This is a genomic window from Enterococcus sp. AMC1623 (assembly GCF_058216495.1).
In genome coordinates, this window is sequence record NZ_CM177096.1 from 2,654,001 (window position 1) to 2,675,000 (window position 21,000).

14 protein-coding genes, 1 tRNA gene and 2 rRNA genes (1 of these 17 cut by a window edge) are annotated in these 21,000 nt (G+C 38.9%); 15 read left to right on the forward strand and 2 right to left on the reverse strand.

Going from position 1 to position 21,000, the window contains the following annotated elements:
• Positions 1-7: 7 nt before the first annotated feature.
• Together AC4BC7_RS12770 and AC4BC7_RS12775 are read right to left on the reverse strand one after the other, a co-directional pair.
• Complete coding sequence (locus AC4BC7_RS12770) at positions 8-1,414, reverse strand: L,D-transpeptidase family protein (protein WP_207942026.1); 1,407 nt, start codon at positions 1,412-1,414, stop codon at positions 8-10.
• Positions 1,415-1,615: 201 nt separating this feature from the next.
• Positions 1,616-2,605 (reverse strand): L-lactate dehydrogenase, encoded by a 990-nt coding sequence (locus AC4BC7_RS12775; protein ID WP_490503037.1) that lies wholly within the window; start codon positions 2,603-2,605, stop codon positions 1,616-1,618.
• A gap of 323 nt (positions 2,606-2,928) precedes the next feature.
• On the opposite strand from AC4BC7_RS12775, the gene pth reads away from it, so the two are divergent.
• From pth to AC4BC7_RS12850, 15 genes are all read left to right on the forward strand, one after another.
• Positions 2,929-3,489 carry an aminoacyl-tRNA hydrolase gene (gene pth, locus AC4BC7_RS12780; protein ID WP_490503038.1) on the forward strand — a complete coding sequence of 187 codons (561 nt, stop codon included), beginning with the start codon at positions 2,929-2,931 and terminating at the stop codon, positions 3,487-3,489.
• Positions 3,490-3,499: 10 nt separating this feature from the next.
• Positions 3,500-7,030, forward strand: coding sequence for a transcription-repair coupling factor (gene mfd, locus AC4BC7_RS12785; RefSeq protein WP_490503039.1), 3,531 nt, complete (start codon positions 3,500-3,502; stop codon positions 7,028-7,030).
• A gap of 15 nt (positions 7,031-7,045) precedes the next feature.
• Positions 7,046-8,635, forward strand: coding sequence for a putative polysaccharide biosynthesis protein (locus tag AC4BC7_RS12790; RefSeq protein ID WP_490503040.1), 1,590 nt, complete (start codon positions 7,046-7,048; stop codon positions 8,633-8,635).
• Positions 8,635-8,901, forward strand: a complete 267-nt coding sequence (locus tag AC4BC7_RS12795; RefSeq protein ID WP_207942031.1) for an RNA-binding S4 domain-containing protein — start codon at positions 8,635-8,637, stop codon at positions 8,899-8,901. The genes AC4BC7_RS12790 and AC4BC7_RS12795 overlap by 1 nt, the downstream gene beginning before the upstream one ends.
• A 72-nt stretch (positions 8,902-8,973) precedes the next feature.
• Positions 8,974-9,390 carry a septum formation initiator family protein gene (locus AC4BC7_RS12800; RefSeq protein ID WP_207942032.1) on the forward strand — a complete coding sequence of 139 codons (417 nt, stop codon included), beginning with the start codon at positions 8,974-8,976 and terminating at the stop codon, positions 9,388-9,390.
• Positions 9,391-9,573: 183 nt separating this feature from the next.
• Positions 9,574-10,029: a S1 domain-containing RNA-binding protein gene (locus AC4BC7_RS12805; RefSeq protein ID WP_207942033.1), complete on the forward strand. Its 456-nt coding sequence runs from the start codon at positions 9,574-9,576 to the stop codon at positions 10,027-10,029.
• Between the two features lie 82 nt (positions 10,030-10,111).
• A complete protein-coding gene (gene tilS / locus AC4BC7_RS12810; protein WP_490503041.1) occupies positions 10,112-11,479 on the forward strand; it encodes a tRNA lysidine(34) synthetase TilS in 1,368 nt (455 codons plus the stop codon).
• A gap of 175 nt (positions 11,480-11,654) precedes the next feature.
• Entirely contained in the window at positions 11,655-12,203 is a 549-nt protein-coding gene (gene hpt, locus AC4BC7_RS12815; protein WP_207942035.1) for a hypoxanthine phosphoribosyltransferase, read from the forward strand.
• Between the two features lie 67 nt (positions 12,204-12,270).
• On the forward strand, positions 12,271-14,355 hold the full coding sequence (gene ftsH, locus AC4BC7_RS12820; RefSeq protein WP_207942036.1) for an ATP-dependent zinc metalloprotease FtsH: 2,085 nt from the start codon (positions 12,271-12,273) through the stop codon (positions 14,353-14,355).
• A gap of 121 nt (positions 14,356-14,476) precedes the next feature.
• Entirely contained in the window at positions 14,477-15,367 is an 891-nt protein-coding gene (hslO, locus tag AC4BC7_RS12825; protein WP_490503042.1) for an Hsp33 family molecular chaperone HslO, read from the forward strand.
• Entirely contained in the window at positions 15,368-16,366 is a 999-nt protein-coding gene (gene dusB, locus AC4BC7_RS12830) for a tRNA dihydrouridine synthase DusB (RefSeq protein ID WP_207942038.1), read from the forward strand.
• A 102-nt stretch (positions 16,367-16,468) separates the two neighbouring features.
• Positions 16,469-17,962, forward strand: coding sequence for a lysine--tRNA ligase (gene lysS, locus AC4BC7_RS12835; RefSeq protein WP_207942039.1), 1,494 nt, complete (start codon positions 16,469-16,471; stop codon positions 17,960-17,962).
• A 639-nt stretch (positions 17,963-18,601) separates the two neighbouring features.
• A 16S ribosomal RNA gene (locus tag AC4BC7_RS12840) occupies positions 18,602-20,159 on the forward strand.
• 72 nt (positions 20,160-20,231) lie between these two features.
• Positions 20,232-20,304: transfer RNA gene (locus tag AC4BC7_RS12845), tRNA-Ala, on the forward strand.
• A gap of 180 nt (positions 20,305-20,484) precedes the next feature.
• Positions 20,485-21,000 (forward strand): 23S ribosomal RNA (locus tag AC4BC7_RS12850); it runs 2,399 nt beyond the window's last position.
• The 16S and 23S rRNA genes sit together here with 1 tRNA gene alongside, the layout of an rRNA operon.

Here is a 21,000-nt window from a genome sequence, read left to right on the forward strand (position 1 = left end):
TTTCTGTTTATAGGACAATAACTGGTGTTCCAACTTCAACCATATCGAATAATTCTGCCATGACTCCAGGTGGTGTATTCACGCAACCATGAGAACCAACTGTTTTCCATAATTCGCCACCATAAGCAGGTTGCCAGTTAGAATCATGAATACCAACACCTGTCCAATCAATTGGCATCCAATAATCAACAGGTTCTGCATATTTTGAACCGTCATCATTTGTTCCACGTAAGGTAGCGTTACGTTCTTTATTCCAGATATAAAAGACTCCTGGAGGGGTAGGTGTTTTAGGTTTTCCAGAAACAATATCGGTTTCTAGTACCACTTTGCCTTCTTTGTAGTACCACATGTGTTGATTTTGTAAATCAACTTCAACGTAAGTATCACTAAATAGTGGTGCTCCCGCATCGGCGCTTCCTTGAGCAATTGGTGTGCGAGTAAAATCTTCACCATTTGATAAATCAGCAATCAAGGCATCAGTTTCATCATCTGGTGCGATTGTCCAACTCAATGTCCCAGCAGGAACCGTCACTTCACCACGTTTGGTACTATTAAATTTAGAATCATTGGTACTTGTATTATATTTCTCCCCTAAAGAGGCAACATATTCACGGACTTTGTCGCGATTAATGTCTGCTTTGCCATCTTTGTAAGATAACCAGTCCATGATTTTATCTTTAGGAATTTCAAACGTGTTTCCATTAATTGTATAAGAAGCATTTACATGCGCAATTTTATTTAAGGCATCTGCTTCTTTATTTAGTTCTGCATTATCAGATGTAATCTTCGGTGTTGTTTTATAAGTGTCTAGATTTAATTCGTCTTTACCCGTTAATAATTCTGTTTTGAAATCTTCAATCGTTTGTTGAACATCAAATTTGGTACCAGTCACTTCAGGAGTAATTTCAAAACCATCTTCGCCCTTAGTTAATTTTGCATCTTCAGTTACTTGACGATCTTTATTTAGTTCATCAAGTTCTTTTTTTAATTCTTCAGTTTTGTCAGCTAAAATATCTTCATCAAAAGCTGCTTCGTTTAGAGAAAGATTTTGTTTTGAGCCGAGGGAAGCTGTACCCCATAACCATTGACTTTGGTCATTTTGCATTTTTTCTAAATCAGAAGTAAAGTCTGTATTTAAACCAAATTCATGTTTATTAATGGTTTTCCATTCTTGGTCATTTTCTTTTAAAGTAAATTCTTGTGCTGCATAACGATCATGCAACTTTTTATTTGCTTCTTCTACAGTTAACTCACTTACATTGATATCTTCAACATATGTTTTTGGTAAAAAACGATCAACATAATATGTACTACGATAAGAATAACCTGCGACAATAACTAAAATACCCACCAACACGCCAATGATGACTTTTTGAGTCGTAGACGTCATTGAACGTTTTCCAGAAAGAGACATAAAGATATTCAACTCCTCATAAATTTAAAATTGAGCTACAATACAACACAATAAGTTAGTAATATCATAGCATATTTACAATTGAAAACGAGAATAATGCTTAAAAAGTGGATGAATTCTAATAAATATTTAAAAAAGAGGGGAACATGACCGTAAAGTATGGACATGTTCCCTTCTGCTATTTTCTCGCTTCGTTACAAATTAGTTGTTTTTAGCATCTTCAGCATCTAGTTTGGCAAAAGCCGCATCTAGAATATCTTTCAATTGTTTTGCTGAAGCGGCCATACGATCTTTTTCGCCGTCATTTAATGGAATTTCAATGACTTGTTGGATACCTTGTGCATTAATAATGGCAGGTGCACCAATATAGATGTCAGATAATCCATATTCACCATTCATATAAACAGATAAAGGTAATACCGCATTTTCATCGCCTAAAATCGCTTTAGTGATACGTGCTAAAGCAACAGCAATTCCATAAAAAGTTGCGCCTTTTCTCTCAATGATGGTGTAAGCAGCATCACGCACGCTAAAGAATAAGTTAACCATTGCTTCTTCATCAACTTCTGGATGATTTTTAACCCATTCGTAAATTTGCAACCCAGCAACGTTGGCGTGAGACCATACAGGGAATTCTGAATCGCCATGTTCTCCTAAGATATAAGCATGAACATTACGAGCATCAACATCTAATAATTGTGCTAATGCTTGACGGAAACGTGCAGAATCTAGAGATGTTCCTGAACCAATTACGCGTTCTTTAGGGAAACCTGAAAACTTCCAAGTTGAATAAGTTAAGATATCGACCGGATTGGCTGCGATTAAGAAAATCCCATTAAAACCTGACGCAACAATCTGTGTCACTACTTCACGATTGATTTTTAGGTTTTTGTGAACTAAATCTAAACGTGTTTCTCCCGGTTTTTGAGGAGCACCAGCAGTGATAACCACAATATCAGCATCATGTGCATCTGCATAAGTGGCTGCATAGATTTTTTTAGGTGAAGTGAAAGCTAAGGCATGAGACAAATCCAAAGCATCTCCTTCAGTTTTTGCTACGTTGATATCAATAATGCCGATTTCTTGGGCAATGTTTTGAGTTACTAAGGCAAATGCGTAGCTAGAACCTACTGCGCCATCTCCAACAAGAATAACTTTTTGATGATCTTTCTTTAATGTTTGTGCAGTCATTGGTGTATCAATCCTTCCAATTTTTGTTTTAATATTTCCTTTACATTTACTATGTTACCATCTTCACGAGGATTTGTCATGTGATTTATGAAACAATATAACAGTTTTTTTAACTGTGCTAGTTGTAAATGCTTACTTCACAAATCTGTATTTATCTTTAATAGGTAAAATAGTTAAAGAAATCCTTATTAAAGCATTGAATTTTGGGCTATTAGGACGGATTATGTTATAATTTAGAAAAATACGCAGAGAAACTGGACAATGAACAATTGTCCAGCATTTTGCGTGAGGTTGAAAAAAATGGAACAAATGGAGATAGATAGATGAAAATGATTGTCGGACTGGGAAATCCCGGTAGAAAATATGAACATACAAAACATAATGTTGGCTTTATGGCAGTGGATCGTTTAGCGCAACACTTTAATACTACATTCAAAAAAAATCCTTTTGAAGCAGAAGTTGCTGATTTTTTTGTGAACGGAGAAAAAGTTTTATTAGTTAAACCACAAACATTTATGAATGAATCCGGACGAGCAGTGGGACCATTAATGACGTATTTTGGTGTTTATCCAGAAGAACTGGTTGTCATTTATGACGATTTAGATTTAGCCTTAGGGAAAATTCGCCTTCGTCAAAAAGGGAGCGCAGGGGGACATAATGGGATGAAGAGTATTATCTCGCATCTCAATACACAAGAATTTGATCGCATCAAAATTGGGGTTGATCGTCCGCAATCAGGCATGACTGTAGTGAATCATGTCTTGAGTGGTTTTTCAAAAGAGCATCAACCATTAATTGAAGGTAGTATTGATAAAGCTGTAGAAGCGACTATCGACTTTATCGAAAAAAATGATTTTATTGCTACGATGAATCGTTTTAATTAGGAGGGAAAGCATGGATTTAATTAATTTAATAGAAAAAACTCCTTTTATTAAAGAGTGGCATCAAGGCATTGAAGAGAAGATGCAGCGCCAATTAATGACGGGATTAGCAGGTTCTGCTAAAACGTTAGCGATTGCGAGTACCTATCAAAAATTCCGTCGTCCAACCGTTGTTGTGACGGCGAATTTGTATTATGCCAACCAATTAGTAGAAGACTTACGTCAAGTAATCGACGATGTTTATATTTTTCCAGTAGATGAAGTTCTTTCTGCAGAAATGGCCTTTGCTTCACCAGAAGCCAAAGCTGAACGGGTATTAACCTTACATGCGATTGCTGCAAACCAACCAGGTGTATACGTATTACCTGTGGCAGCTATTCGTAAATTTTTACCTACATTAAAGACTTGGCAAGAAGTCCAATTTTCATGGCAGGTAGGCGATGAAATCGATGTAGAGCAATTGCCACAACAATTAGTGTTAATGGGGTATGAACGCCAAACGATGATTGGTAAACCGGGTGAATTTAGCATTCGAGGAAGTATTATTGATATTTATCCTCTACATACGGAATATCCTGTGCGTATAGAACTATTCGATGTCGAAATCGATTCGATGCGCTATTTCGATGTGGAAACCCAACGTTCTGTGACTAATTTGGATGAAGTCTTGATTTTGCCGACAACAGAATTAGTTTTTTCAAAAGAAAACTTAGTAAAGGGTAGTGAAAAGCTCCAAGAATTATTAACCAAACGCTTAGCAGTGACCAATGAGCCAACCGATAAGCAATTTTTATCGGATTATTTTGGTCAATTGATAGCTTCATGGAAAGATGGAATTCCAGGAGACACTGCCAATTTCTATACGGATCTTTTATATCAAGAAAAACAAACCATTTTAGATTATTTTGCGAAAGATGCTTTATTATTAGTTGATGATTATGGTCGTATCATGGAAACCAATCGTGAAATTGAACGTGAAGAAAGCGAATGGCACACGCAAAAAATTTCTGAACTGCGTGTGTTTTCTGAACAAACATTTGGCGTCAATCTCCATCAATTATTCCAACGTTTAACGTTTACCACCACGTATTTTTCACTCTTTCAAAAAGGCATGGGGAATTTACGTTTCCAAGCCATTCACAATATTCAATATCGTCCAATGCAACAATTTTTTGGACAAATGGGTTTATTAAAGGTTGAAATTGATCGTTGGGAAAAACAACAACAAACGGTTATCTTTTTAGTTGGCAGTCATGAACGTGCCAAAAAATTAGAGCAAGATTTTCGAGACCATGAAATTTATGCAGTCGAAACAACACCGGATAGATTATTCACAGGGCGTTCTCAAATCGTTGAAGGAACGTTGCAAAGCGGATTTGAACTACCGCAAGATCACGTTGTCGTAGTTACTGAACAAGAGCTGTTCCAAAAAGTGACCAAAAAACGTACACGTCGTCAAACAGTTACCAATGCAGAACGCTTAAAAAGTTACAATGAATTGAAAACCGGCGATTATGTCGTACATGCCAATCATGGGATTGGTAAATACATTGGTATGCAGACTTTAGAAGTAGATGGCGTTCACCAAGATTATATGACGATTGTTTATCAAAATGACGATAAATTATTTATCCCAGTTACTCAGCTAAATTTAATTCAAAAATATGTCGCTTCTGAATCGAAATCACCCAAAATTAACAAATTAGGTGGAACCGAGTGGGCAAAAACTAAGCGGAAAGTTTCGAAAAAAATTGAGGATATTGCAGATGATTTAATTCAACTTTATGCCAAGCGTGAAGCTGAAGAAGGGTATGCTTTTGCGCCAGATGATGCCTATCAGCGTGAATTTGAAGATGCTTTTCCATACAGCGAAACGGACGACCAATTACGTAGCACCTCTGAAATTAAACGAGATATGGAAAAAGAAAAACCGATGGATCGTTTGTTAGTAGGAGATGTTGGTTTTGGGAAAACTGAAGTGGCATTGCGGGCGGCATTTAAAGCCATCAAAGAAAGCAAACAAGTCGCCTTTTTAGTGCCGACAACTATCTTAGCTCAACAACATTACGAAACGATGGTTGATCGTTTCGAAGGATTTCCTGTGAATGTGGGTTTGTTAAGTCGTTTTCGTACCAAGAAACAACAAAATGAAACGATTAAAGAAATTAAAGAAGGTAAAATAGATATTGTCGTAGGAACGCATCGAATTTTATCTCAAGATATTGAATTTGCTGATTTAGGCTTGTTGGTAATTGATGAAGAACAACGCTTTGGTGTTAAACATAAAGAACGTTTGAAACAGCTTCGTTCGCAAGTCGATGTTTTAACTTTAACAGCTACACCAATTCCAAGAACCTTGCACATGTCGATGCTGGGCGTTCGTGATTTATCCGTAATTGAAACGCCACCGGAAAATCGCTACCCTATTCAAACGTATGTGATGGAAACCAATCCAGGAGCGATTCGTGAAGCAATTTTGCGCGAAATGGCACGTGGCGGACAAGTTTTCTACTTATATAATCGTGTAGATACGATTGAACAAAAAGTTGAAGAACTTCAAGCGTTAGTACCAGATGCGCGGATTGGGTATGCGCATGGGCAAATGACAGAAGTGCAGTTGGAAAATACTTTGTTTGATTTTATCGAAGGTCAATTTGACGTCTTAGTTACAACAACCATTATTGAAACAGGCGTCGATATTCCCAACGCGAATACTTTATTTGTAGAAAATGCCGATTATATGGGCTTATCTACGTTGTATCAATTGCGTGGGCGTGTGGGTCGAAGTAATCGGGTTGCCTATGCGTATTTCATGTATGAGCAACAAAAAATCTTAAATGAAGTCAGTGAGAAACGCCTGCAAGCAATCAAAGACTTTACCGAATTAGGTTCTGGATTTAAAATTGCAATGCGGGACTTATCAATTCGTGGTGCCGGTAATTTATTAGGCGCGCAACAACACGGCTTTATCGATTCTGTTGGATTTGACATGTATGCACAAATGTTGTCAGAAGCAGTTGATCGTAAGCAGGGCAAAAATACACAAACGGAAAAAACATCCGTGGAAATTGATTTGGGAATTGATGCCTACCTACCAACGGAATATATTGATGATGAACGTCAGAAAATTGAAATCTACAAACGCATTCGCGAACTGGAAAGTATGGATAGTTTAGATGAATTACAAGATGATTTAATCGATCGCTTTGGCGAATACCCAGACGAAGTTGCTCACTTATTAATGGTCGGTGAAATTAAGATGAATGGTGAACGGGCATTAATAGATACGATTCGTAAACATGGCCCAATTATTCAATTTATTTTGAGTAAAGCAGGGACGAAAGCTTATACTGTTGAACAACTGTTTGAAGCATTATCAGCTACGAAATTAAAAGCGACATTAGGTGTTGAAAAAGAACAAATGCATATCAAACTAACCGTGCCAAAAGGGATGAAACAAATGGTTTGGTTGCATGAAGTGCAAGAATTTGTTAAGGCTTTACGTGAAATACGTTACCAAGAGCAACTACAACAAAAGCGCTAGCAAGGAGGATGCCCCATGGCTCGAAATCAAATGCAACGGATGATGAAAGGCGCTTTTGTATTAACATTAGCTTCTTTTATCGCCAAATTATTGAGTGCAGTCTATCGCGTTCCTTTTCAAAACTTAGTTGGTGACGAAGGGTTTTATGTGTATCAACAAGTCTATCCCATTTATGGATTGGCTATGACGTTGGCGTTATCGGGGTTACCACAGTTTATTTCAAAATTAGTGGCAAGCCAAAAAAATCCGCAAAAGCAACAACAAACGTTAGATGAAATTTACCCTTTAGTATTTTGGTTTTCGATTTGTTTATGGGGGCTGACCTTTTTCTTTAGTGGTGTTATTGCGACTATCATGGGAAATAGCTTGTTGAAACCGTTGATTCAAGTGGTATCATTTACATTTTTATTAGTGCCGCCCTTATCGTTTTACCGTGGGAATTTTCAAGGGAATTTATTGATGGTGCCTTCTGCTATTTCTCAAGTTTCTGAACAATTTTTGCGCGTGGGTGTCATTTTAGCTGCCGCTGCGGCTTTTCGCCGGTTGTCGTTAACTATTTATCAAGTAGGGACATTAGCCATGACAGGTGCCTTTGTTGGTGGTGTCGTTGCTTGGCTGATTTTGATGTATTACGATCATAAAATTTTTGGAACTAAGCAACGCTTTTTACGAATACCGCAGACATTCTCGGTGTCGCAACGCATGCGTCGTAAATTTTTTGTTGAAGGCGGCTTGCTATCGATTTATAGTGGTTTATTAATTTTATTTCAATTAGTAGATTCTTTTTTTATCGTAAATGCGTTAGAGTTTCAAGGTGTTGCTGAACAAAGTGCGCGGATTGCGAAAGGGGTATATGATCGTGGACAACCGCTAGTACAATTAGGATTAGTCGCTGCAACTGCTTTAAGTGCTACTTTTTTACCCGCACTGACAGCTTGTTTAATGGAAGAACGAGGCGAACAATTTTTGAAGTCAGCTAAAATATACCTTCGTTTAACAATTGGTCTAGCGCTGGCTGCATCAACTGGATTAGCGGTATTATTGCCGTATATTAATTATGCTCTGTTTAAAGATAATGCTGGCAATATGGCGCTAACGCTATTTGTGTTTGCGATTGTATTAACAGCAACTATTCAGGCCTATCAAAGTATTGCTCAAAGTCAAAATTATTTTCGCCGTTCATTAAAAGCAGCAGGTTGGGGCATTGGAATTAAATTTGTAGTGACTGGGCCATTAACAGTTTTATTTGGAACGATTGGTGCAAGTTTATCAACTTTAGTAGGATTAACCGTCATCTTGTGGTATCTTATCAAAAAAGAAGATGCGCAGGTTAATGTTTTTTGGAGAGAACGACATTTTGGTCGTAAATTAATCACATGTGCCGTGGGGATGGCTATTGGTTTATGGGTTTTTTATGGATTATTAACGTATGTGGTTGGTGCACCGGACAGTCGTTTGCAAGCATTGCTTTTTAGTTTGTCAGGAGTCGTTGTGGGCGTAACCATTTTTATCCAATTGGCGATACGTTTAGAATTATTAACGTTACGCGAATGGCTAATGATTCCATTTGGCAAAAAAATATTACGTTTTATGGGAGGAAAATAATGCGTTTAGACAAGTTTCTAAAAATTTCAAGAATTATTAAACGTCGCTCTGTTGCGAAAGAAGTAGCAGATAAAGGACGTATTCAAATTAATGGCACTTTAGCAAAATCAAGTAGTTCAGTCAAAGTGGGCGATACCTTAAAAATTCAATTTGGAAACCGTATTTTAGAAGTAAAAGTGAATGAATTACATGAATCAACTAAAAAAGAAGATGCAGCAAAAATGTATGAAATTTTATCAGAAAAAAGAGTCGATAATTTCGAGTAAATTAGGTTAGACAAGCGTTTCTGATGTTGGTATAATAAAAAAGACAGTCAAGAAAGATTGGAGCGAGTACCTGTGAGTAAAGAGGTCAAAAATAATGTGAAAATCTTAGACACAGACTATGCCAAAGAACAATATGCGAAATATGCGTATCAACAACGACAAATTATTTTTCGCCGTCGTCGTTTAATGGCTGTTTTTATAGTCGCCTTCGTTGTTTTTTTGAGTGTCGGCATTTCCTTGTTTAACGATTATTTACGTCTGCAACGATTGCAAGATGTAAAACAAGAAACCATCGTGAAACAAGCAGAAGTGAAACAAAAAATGGCTGATTTAAATAGAGACGTGGCATTGCTAAAAGACGATGATTATGTCGCAAAAGTTGCCCGTAGCCGTTTCTTGTATTCAAAAGAAGGTGAGTTAATTTTCCCTTTACCTGGGAATGAGGCCGCTGAGAAAGCAGAGGATTCAACAACTGAATCGAGTGAATAATTCGCATTGTTCATTGCTTATTAACTTGTGTCGTGCAACGTGTGTGTAGAATAATCTACGCACGTATAAAGCATAAATAAAAAAACCGTAGAAACTATGGGGATTGCTCGTATGACGAGAATCTTATGAAGAAATCATAAGAAGTTTTCAAAATGGGACAAAAATTAGGAGGAACATTTTTTTATGTCAATCGAAGTTGGAGCGAAACTACCTGGAAAAGTGTCAGGGATTACAAATTTTGGTGCGTTTATTGATTTAGGTGGAGGCAAAACTGGACTGGTTCACATCAGCGAAGTATCGAATGGTTTTGTTAAAGATATTAATGATGTTTTAAAAGTTGGCGATGAAGTAACCGTACTTGTAACAACCATTGGTAATGATGGGAAAATTGGATTATCAATCCGTAAGGCAGAAGACAAGCCAAAAGAAGAGAAACGTGACTTTCCGAAAAAAGACTTTAATCGATCAAGTCCGAAAAAAACATTCCCACGTAATAACAATCAACAAAGCACAGGGAATAACAAACAAGACTTCGATTCATTAATGAGTTCGTTCTTAAAAGACAGTGACGATCGTTTATCATCTTTGCGTCGTAACACTGAAGGCAAACGTGGAGGCCGTGGTGGTCGTCGTAATTAATGATTGAATTTGAACAGGTAGGAGATTTTGAGACGAATCTCCTCACCTGTTTTTTGTTTTTAAATCCAAGGAGGAAACCAACATGCTAGTATCGAAAGTGGCGAAATTAGTGCAAGAGAAACAATTATGGCAACCCACAGATCGTCTTTTAGTCGCTGTTTCAACTGGAGTTGATTCAATGGTGTTGCTCCATTTATTGACACAACTGCACGTATCTTTTGGCGTGGTTCATGTGAATCATCAGTTGCGAGCCGCATCTGAAAAGGAAGCTCTTTTTTTAACTGAATATTGTCAAACGCGCCAGATTCCCTTCTATCAAACGCGGTGGGAGCAACCTGCAACAACAGGTGTTGAGGCAGCTGCTCGTAAATTTCGGTATACTTTTTTCGAAAAAATTATGAAGCAACACCAATATTCTGTTTTATTGACGGCACATCACAGCGATGACCAGATGGAAACCATTTTGATGAAGTTGATTCGTGAGGGAAATTTCTTTAGTAGTAGTGGTATTCGGTTGAATCAGTCATTTGGTTCAGGGAGACTTGTGCGACCGTTGCTGACAACCACCAAAGCAGAAATCCGAACATACAGTCAAGAAAATCATGTTCCGTATTTTGAAGATGAAACCAATACGTCTCTAGCCATGCAACGTAATCGTTTGCGTTCACAAGTGTTGCCTGTTTTAAAAAAAGAAAATTCGCAAGCCATGCAGCATTTTCAACAATGGTCAGAACAAACAATTTGGGCGCAAGAAATCATTGCTGAGCAGCAACAACAATGGTTGACAAAGTATCTAAAAGTAGACAATGTGGGGTATCATTTTGATGTAACTCATTATTTACACCTTTCAGAAGCCAAGCAGTATTTTTTTATACAAGCAATAAAACAACAGCTACAACAAGAGCAGAAAATTGTTCTTACCGAGAAACAGATTCAACAACTAATGGAGCTTTTAGTTGGTCCATCACAAGGAACGCTCACCTTAGCGAAGCACTGGCAGGTCAAAAAAACCTATCAGCATATCACGATTGCGCCCAAAAAAGAAAAGCAGGCTAGTGAGGTAGCCGTTCGCTTGAAAATTGGCGAGTCACAATTTTTGTCAGAGGATGAGTGGATAGGTGTTTTTTTGGTAGGAGAAGAAAAAATTCCCGAAAAAGTCAAACTTTGGTCAGAGTATCGCCAAGATTTGGCGGTAAAATTTCCTTCTGTAACCATCCTCAGAAAACGTCAAAATGGTGATAAAATCGCTTTAACACCACATTTAACTAAAAAAATTAGCCGCATTTTTATTGATCAAAAAATTCCTAACGATAAGCGAGAAGAAGCATGGATTTTAACAAACGAACAAGATGAGATTTTGGGAGTGATTCCTTACGTCTTTTCCTATTTGAGTATTACGAAAGAAACTGATAAAATACACTACGTACTGCTTTATCGAAGGATGAAATAAATGAGCTACAATTTGTAGTGTTAAAATAATTGCTTTTTGATTTTAAGAAGAAAATCATCGAGATGATAAGAAGTCAAACCGCCTGAACAATGGGGTTTGCTTGAAAGGGTAAACTAACCCTTTTTTCAAGAAATGTTCGCACACATCAGGAGTAGAATTTGGAAGGAGAAACAAAATGTTAGAAAAAGACATTGAAAAAATCTTAATTACAAGAGAAGAAATCCAGTCACGTTGCGAGGAATTGGGAAAAGAATTAACAGCGGAATACGCAGATAAAAATCCCCTAGTGGTCGGCGTTTTAAAAGGTGCTGTACCATTTATGGCAGATATTGTTCGTGAAATGGATTGTTACCTAGAATTAGATTTTATGGATGTTTCAAGTTATGGTAATGCAACTGTCTCATCTGGTGAAGTAAAAATCATCAAAGACTTAGACACAAATGTTGAAGGTCGTGACATGTTAATTGTTGAAGATATCATCGACAGTGGTCGTACATTAGCTTACTTAGTTGATTTATTTAAGTACCGTAAAGCGAAATCGGTTCGTATCGTTACATTACTAGATAAACCTGAAGGACGTGTCGTGGATATCGAAGCAGATTACATTGGTTTTGATGTACCAAATGAGTTTGTTGTGGGCTATGGTTTAGACTACGCAGAGCAATATCGTAACCTTCCTTATGTAGGGGTTTTAAAACCAAGCGTGTACGAAACAAAAGAGTGACCGTTTCTAAAAAACTTGTGATACAATGGAAAGGTCAAAGTAAGACAAATTGGCAAGGAGGGGCCGCATGAATAAAAAAAATAACGGAACAGTAAGAAACACCCTATACTATGTGCTGGTCATACTGGCAATGGTCATGGTTGTTTACTTCTTCCTAGGGAATGGTGGAAACCAAACGCCTGAAATCGAATATTCTAAGTTCACTGAACAATTAGAAGAAGGCGAGATCAAAGAGTTTAAAGTACAGCCCGCGAATGGTGTCTATCGTATCGTCGGCGAATACAATGAAGAACAAAAAATCAATAATAATAATGGGTTAGCTGTTCTAGGCTCAACTCAAGCAACAACCACACGATTCACTACAATTATTTTGCCAAATGACTCAACTCTCAGCGAAGTTACTGCGCTGGCAAGTGAACATTCTGTAAAAACAACAATTGAAGAGGAATCTAGTAGCGGTATTTGGTTATCGCTATTAATTAGTTTCTTACCATTAGTTATCATCATTTTCTTCTTCTACATGATGATGGGACAACAAGGTGGTGGCGGTGGCGGTAATGGCCGTGTCATGAACTTTGGTAAATCGAAAGCCAAAGAAGCTGACAAAAAAGCAAACCGCGTTCGTTTCTCTGACGTAGCCGGAGCCGAAGAAGAAAAACAAGAATTAGTTGAAGTTGTTGAATTCTTAAAAGACCCTCGTCGTTTTTCTGAATTAGGAGCACGTATTCCTGCAGGTGTTCTTTTAGAAGGACCTCCCGGAACTGGTAAAACATTGCTTGCAAAAGCCGTTGCTGGTGAAGCAGGCGTACCGTTTTATTCAATCTCTGGTTCAGATTTCGTGGAAATGTTTGTCGGAGTCGGTGCCAGCCGTGTGCGTGATTTATTTGAAACAGCGAAGAAAAATGCTCCAGCGATTATCTTTATCGATGAAATCGATGCAGTTGGTCGTCAACGTGGCGCTGGTATGGGTGGCGGACACGATGAACGTGAACAAACCCTTAACCAATTATTAGTTGAAATGGATGGATTTGGTGGTAACGAAGGTGTTATCGTTATTGCTGCAACGAACCGTTCAGATGTCTTAGACCCAGCGTTGTTACGTCCAGGTCGTTTTGACCGTCAAATTCTTGTTGGGCGCCCAGATGTCAAAGGTCGTGAAGCAATTTTACGTGTACATGCTCGTAATAAACCACTAGCAGATGACGTTGATTTAAAAGTTGTGGCACAACAAACACCAGGTTTTGCCGGTGCTGAATTAGAAAATGTTTTAAACGAAGCTGCCTTAGTTGCTGCTCGTCGTAATAAAAAGAAAATCGATGCTTCGGATATTGATGAAGCAGAAGATCGTGTGATTGCTGGTCCAGCGAAGAAAGATCGTGTTATCAGCAAACGTGAACGTGAAATGGTTGCCTATCATGAAGCAGGGCATACAATTGTCGGTTTAGTTTTAAGCCGTGCACGTATCGTTCATAAAGTAACGATTATTCCACGTGGTCGTGCAGGTGGTTACATGATTGCTTTACCAAAAGAAGATCAAATGCTAATGACAAAAGATGATATGTTTGAACAAATTGTTGGACTATTGGGTGGACGTACAGCCGAAGAAATTGTCTTCAACGTTCAATCAACAGGCGCTTCAAATGACTTTGAACAAGCAACTGCTTTAGCACGTAGTATGGTTACTGAATATGGAATGAGTGACAAACTTGGACCTGTTCAATATGAAGGCAATCATCAAGTCTTTGTAGGTCGTGACTATGGTCAAACAAAAGCTTACTCTGAACAAGTTGCCTTTGAAATCGACCAAGAAGTTCGTTCTATCTTAATGAAAGCTCACACGAAAGCACGTGAAATCATTGAAGAATACAGCGAACAACATAAATTAATTGCTGAGAAATTACTAGAGTTTGAAACGCTAGATGCCAAAGCAATTAAATCATTGTTTGAAACAGGTAAAATGCCTGAAGGATCAGAAAACAGTGATTACCCAAGTGAAAAAGCGCAATCGTTTGAAGAAGCAAAACGTGCTTTAGAAGCAAAAGATGCAGAGAAGCAAGCGGAAGAAAAAGAAGATTTTGAAGAAGCGAAAGATTACTTTGCACATATCCGTGAAGAGTCTCAAGACGCGGATAAAGATGATTCAAAAGAATAAGAAAAAAGTAGGCTGTGACTCCTGTCGCAGCCTCTTCTCTTGTTAAAAACGATAAAGTTGAAAAAAAAAGCAGATACTAGTATGATTCACTAGTGAAAGAATGAAGGAGAGAAAACAACCCATGAAAGATTATTTAGTAAAAGCATTAGCGTATGGTGGCTATGTTCGTGCCTATGCAGTCAATGCAACAGAGACTGTAGCAGAAGCACAACGTCGTCATGATACTTGGAATATAGCTTCCGCAGCATTAGGTCGTTCATTAGTTGGTGGACTACTATTAGGTGCAACCTTAAAAGGTGACGACAAAATGACCGTTAAAATTCAAGGGGACGGCCCGACTGGTGCGATTATTGTTGATAGTAACGGGAACGGTGATGTGAAAGGCTATATTCAAAATCCACATATTAGCTTACCTTTAAATGAAAAAGGAAAAATAGATGTACGTGGAGCAGTTGGAACAAATGGCGTATTTACTGTAATTAAAGATTTAGGTTTGAAAGAACCATTTTCTGGACAAACACCAATTGTTTCTGGTGAATTAGGCGAAGATTTTACGTATTATTTAGCAGTTTCTGAACAAATTCCTTCAGCAGTAGGCTTGAGTGTATTGGTTAATACAGATGATACAATTAAAACTGCTGGTGGATTTATGCTGCAAGTAATGCCAGGTGCCAGTGATGAAGTAATCGAAGCATTAGAAGAACGTTTGAAAAACTTACCAAATGTGTCTTCATTATTAGAAGAAGGAAAAACACCAGAAGATATCTTAGAAATTATCTTTGAAGGAGAAGCAGTCATGATTTTGGAAGACTCACCAGTTCAATTTAACTGTGAGTGTTCAAAAGAAAAATTTGCGACAGCGATTATCACATTAGGCACAAGTGAAATTCAAGCAATGATTGATGAAGATCATGGTGCAGAAGCAGTTTGTTCATTCTGTGGAGAAAAATATTATTTTGACGAACCTGAATTGGAAGAATTGATTCAAGAAATCACAGGAGAAAAAGAATAGATGGAACACACGTGGAAAATTGGTAACGTAGAAATTCCTAATCGTGTCGTCGTTGCACCAATGGCAGGTATTTCAAATTCGGCTTTTCGAGTAACTGTGAAAGAAGCCGGTGCGGGATTAGTTGTCTGTGAGATGATTAGTGACCAAGGGATTCAAATGCGTAATAAAAAAACGTTGAGTATGTTGCATATTGATGAAACGGAACATCCGTTAAGTCTACAAATTTTCGGTGGCAATAAAGATTCTTTAGTTGAAGCTGCACAGTTTGTAGCTGAAAATACGACAGCCGATATTATTGATATTAATATGGGTTGTCCTGTCAATAAAATTATTAAAGCAGAAGCTGGTGCAAAATGGTTGCTTGATCCTGACAAAGTTTATGAAATGGTTCATGCTGTTTCTTCAGCAATTGATAAACCTGTAACTGTTAAAATGCGTATCGGCTGGGATGAACAGCATGTTTTTGCAGTGCAAAATGCACAAGCTGCTGAAGCCGCTGGTGCCTCAGCAATTGCTATGCACGGTCGGACACGAGTACAGATGTATGAAGGACAAGCAAATTGGGACATTTTAAAAGAAGTTAAAGAGAATATTTCGATTCCGTTTATGGGCAATGGTGATGTTCGCACACCAGAAGACGCAAAACAGATGTTTGACGAAGTTGGTTGTGATGCTGTGATGATTGGTCGTGCTGCTTTAGGCAACCCATGGATGATTCGTCGGACAAAACATTATTTAGAAACTGGTGAATTAATTGCTGAACCCACACCAAGAGAAAAAATCGAAACGGCTATCTTACATTATGACCGTTTGATAGACTTAAAGGGTGAAAAAGTAGCATCTTTAGAATTTCGTCAACATGCAGCGTACTATTTAAAAGGTATTTCACGTGCAGCTAAAGTGAAAGCCGCGATTAATCAATCTGAAAATCGCGCAACCACAGTACACTTGTTAGAAGAATTTCTTGAGAAAGTTGAGAATCAACCAGTTAAGAGTTAATTATCTAAGAAAAATTCAAGTCGAGAAATAACTTCGACTTGCTTTTTTTTGTCAACATTGGCATTATAGAAAGGAAACATATCAGAGAATGGAGGAAAACTCGTGACAGAGGAACGACAAACACAAGAAGAATTAAATGACCAAATGCTGGTACGTCGACAAAAGATGGAACAATTGCGCGAAGAAGGCATTGATCCATTTGGCCAACGATTTGACCGTACTCATAATTCTGCCGAGTTGCATGAATTATTTGAACCACGTACAAAAGAAGAGTTAAGTGAAATGGAACTTACAGCAAGTATCGCTGGACGTATCGTTACTAAACGTGGGAAAGGAAAAGCTGGTTTCGCACATTTACAAGATCGCGAAGGCCGTATCCAAATTTATGTACGTAAAGATGAAGTGGGCGATGAAGCATATGACGTATTTAAACATGCAGATTTAGGGGACTTCTTTGGTGTTACTGGTCAAATTATGAAAACAAATACTGGTGAAGTATCCGTTAAAGCAAAAGAGATTACCATCTTATCAAAAGCTTTACGTCCATTACCAGATAAATATCATGGCTTAACAAATATTGAACAACGCTATCGTCAACGTTATTTAGATTTAATTAGTAATCAAGAAAGCTTTGACCGTTTTACAAAACGTAGCCAAATCATCAGTGAAATTCGTCGTTACTTAGATGCCCAAGGTTATTTAGAAGTCGAAACACCTGTTTTACACAATCAAGCAGGGGGCGCAGCCGCTCGTCCATTTATTACACACCACAATGCCTTAGATATGGATTTATATCTACGCATTGCGTTGGAATTACACTTGAAACGTTTAATCGTTGGTGGGATGGAAAAAGTGTATGAGATTGGTCGTGTGTTCCGTAATGAAGGTATCGACACAACGCATAATCCTGAGTTCACTATGCTAGAATGTTATACTGCTTATACAGATTATAAAGATATCATGGATTTAACAGAAGGTATTATTCGTCATGCAGCAGAAAAAACATTAGGAACCGCACATCTTGTTTATGATGGTCAGGAAGTAGATTTAGCATCTAATTTCAATCGTATTCACATGGTAGATGCAGTAAAAGAAATTACTGGTGTGGATTTCTGGCAAGAAATGACAGTGGAAGAAGCTCGTCAATTGGCAAAAGAACATAAGGTTGAAATTACCGATGCGATGAGCATTGGTCATATTATTAACGAGTTCTTTGAAACCTTTGTTGAAGAAACATTGCAACAACCAACGTTTATTTATGGTCATCCAGTTGAAGTATCTCCATTAGCAAAGAAAAATCCGGAAGATCCTCGTTTTACCGATCGTTTTGAATTATTTATCGTTGGTCGGGAATTTGCGAACGCCTTTACAGAATTAAATGATCCAATTGATCAAAGAGAACGTTTTGAAGAACAAGAAAAAGAACGTGCAGCAGGAAATGATGAAGCACATGGTGTGGATGAAGATTTCTTAGAAGCATTAGAATATGGTATGCCGCCAACTGGTGGTTTAGGAATTGGAATTGACCGTTTAGTGATGCTGTTGACAGATGCACAATCGATTCGTGACGTTTTATTGTTCCCAACAATGCGCTAATAATATAGTAGAAAAAGTTACGGATATTTTATCCGTGACTTTTTTATTTGTTTCAATGAAATAAAAATAAGAAAAAAGGGGATGTTTCTATCTAAAGGCGAACATTTTTAAGCACTTTATTTTTCAACAATCGGGAATAAAAAAACTTCGAAAAAACATAAGAAATTCATTGACCTTAAGGGATTTCCTTGGTATATTATTACTTGTCCTAAACGACAAAAAAACTTTTAAAACTTTTGAAAAAAAGAGTTGACGAAGTAAATGACACATGATATTATAACAAAGTCGTCAAAATGAATTCGAGAAAAACGTTGAAATATCAACGGATTAATTGAAAAAAAGTTGTTGACAAGTAATAATGAGTTTGTTAAAATAATCAAGTCGCTGTCAAAAAGCATTCAAGAAGTTTGAACTTCTTGAAAAAAACTTTTTTTAAAAAACATTGACAATGAAATATCAATCTGTTATGATATAAAAGTTGCTAGAACAGCAAAAGTAGACCTTTGAAAACTGAACAAAGCAAGCAAACGAACCAATTGTGTAGGACACTTCTATTAGATAGAAGTAACACAAAACAAGCAAGCAGTAATGCTAGCAAACGTTATTTATGAGCTTAACAATCGAAAGATTGTTTCAACTTTTTATGAGAGTTTGATCCTGGCTCAGGACGAACGCTGGCGGCGTGCCTAATACATGCAAGTCGAACGCTTCTTTTCCGCCGAACTTCGGTTCACTGGAAAAGAGGAGTGGCGAACGGGTGAGTAACACGTGGGTAACCTGCCCATCAGAGGGGGATAACACTTGGAAACAGGTGCTAATACCGCATAATGTTTTTTTTCGCATGAGAAAAAGCTGAAAGGCGCTTTTGCGTCACTGATGGATGGACCCGCGGTGCATTAGCTAGTTGGTGAGGTAACGGCTCACCAAGGCAACGATGCATAGCCGACCTGAGAGGGTGATCGGCCACACTGGGACTGAGACACGGCCCAGACTCCTACGGGAGGCAGCAGTAGGGAATCTTCGGCAATGGACGAAAGTCTGACCGAGCAACGCCGCGTGAGTGAAGAAGGTTTTCGGATCGTAAAACTCTGTTGTTAGAGAAGAACAAGGATGAGAAGAGAATGTTCATCCCTTGACGGTATCTAACCAGAAAGCCACGGCTAACTACGTGCCAGCAGCCGCGGTAATACGTAGGTGGCAAGCGTTGTCCGGATTTATTGGGCGTAAAGCGAGCGCAGGCGGTTTCTTAAGTCTGATGTGAAAGCCCCCGGCTTAACCGGGGAGGGTCATTGGAAACTGGGAGACTTGAGTGCAGAAGAGGAGAGTGGAATTCCATGTGTAGCGGTGAAATGCGTAGATATATGGAGGAACACCAGTGGCGAAGGCGGCTCTCTGGTCTGTAACTGACGCTGAGGCTCGAAAGCGTGGGGAGCGAACAGGATTAGATACCCTGGTAGTCCACGCCGTAAACGATGAGTGCTAAGTGTTGGAGGGTTTCCGCCCTTCAGTGCTGCAGCAAACGCATTAAGCACTCCGCCTGGGGAGTACGACCGCAAGGTTGAAACTCAAAGGAATTGACGGGGGCCCGCACAAGCGGTGGAGCATGTGGTTTAATTCGAAGCAACGCGAAGAACCTTACCAGGTCTTGACATCCTTTGACCACTCTAGAGATAGAGCTTTCCCTTCGGGGACAAAGTGACAGGTGGTGCATGGTTGTCGTCAGCTCGTGTCGTGAGATGTTGGGTTAAGTCCCGCAACGAGCGCAACCCTTATTGTTAGTTGCCATCATTTAGTTGGGCACTCTAGCGAGACTGCCGGTGACAAACCGGAGGAAGGTGGGGATGACGTCAAATCATCATGCCCCTTATGACCTGGGCTACACACGTGCTACAATGGGAAGTACAACGAGTTGCGAAGTCGCGAGGCTAAGCTAATCTCTTAAAACTTCTCTCAGTTCGGATTGTAGGCTGCAACTCGCCTACATGAAGCCGGAATCGCTAGTAATCGCGGATCAGCACGCCGCGGTGAATACGTTCCCGGGCCTTGTACACACCGCCCGTCACACCACGAGAGTTTGTAACACCCGAAGTCGGTGAGGTAACCTTTTTGGAGCCAGCCGCCTAAGGTGGGATAGATGATTGGGGTGAAGTCGTAACAAGGTAGCCGTATCGGAAGGTGCGGCTGGATCACCTCCTTTCTAAGGAATATTACGGAAACTACACATCGTTTGCCTTTGTTCAGTTTTGAGAGGTTTACTCTTAAATTTATTGGGGCCTTAGCTCAGCTGGGAGAGCGCCTGCTTTGCACGCAGGAGGTCAGCGGTTCGATCCCGCTAGGCTCCATTAACGACAATGGTCGTTAAGTATTGTTCATTGAAAACTGGATATTTAAAGTAAAGAAATCAAAACAAACCGAGAACACCGCGTTGAATGAGTTTTTTAATAAGTTCAATTGCTTATTTTTCTTGATAAAACTTCTATCGCTAGAAGATCTTTATCAAAACCCAACCGTAAGGTTGATAAGGTTAAGTGAATAAGGGCGCATGGTGGATGCCTTGGCACTAGGAGCCGATGAAGGACGGGACTAACACCGATATGCTTTGGGGAGCTGTAAGTAAGCTTTGATCCAGAGATTTCCGAATGGGGGAACCCAACATCTTTTATAGGATGTTACTTGTCAGTGAATACATAGCTGACAGGAGGTAGACGCAGAGAACTGAAACATCTAAGTACCTGCAGGAAGAGAAAGAAAATTCGATTCCCTGAGTAGCGGCGAGCGAAACGGGAAAAGCCCAAACCAAGATGCTTGCATCTTGGGGTTGTAGGACTCCGATATGGTAGTTCTTTCAGATAGTTGAATAACTTGGAAAAGTTAGCTAAAGAGGGTGAAAGCCCCGTAGACGAAATGTGAAAGACACCTAGGAGGATCCTGAGTACGGCGGAACACGAGGAATTCCGTCGGAATCCGGGAGGACCATCTCCCAAGGCTAAATACTCCCTAGTGACCGATAGTGAACCAGTACCGTGAGGGAAAGGTGA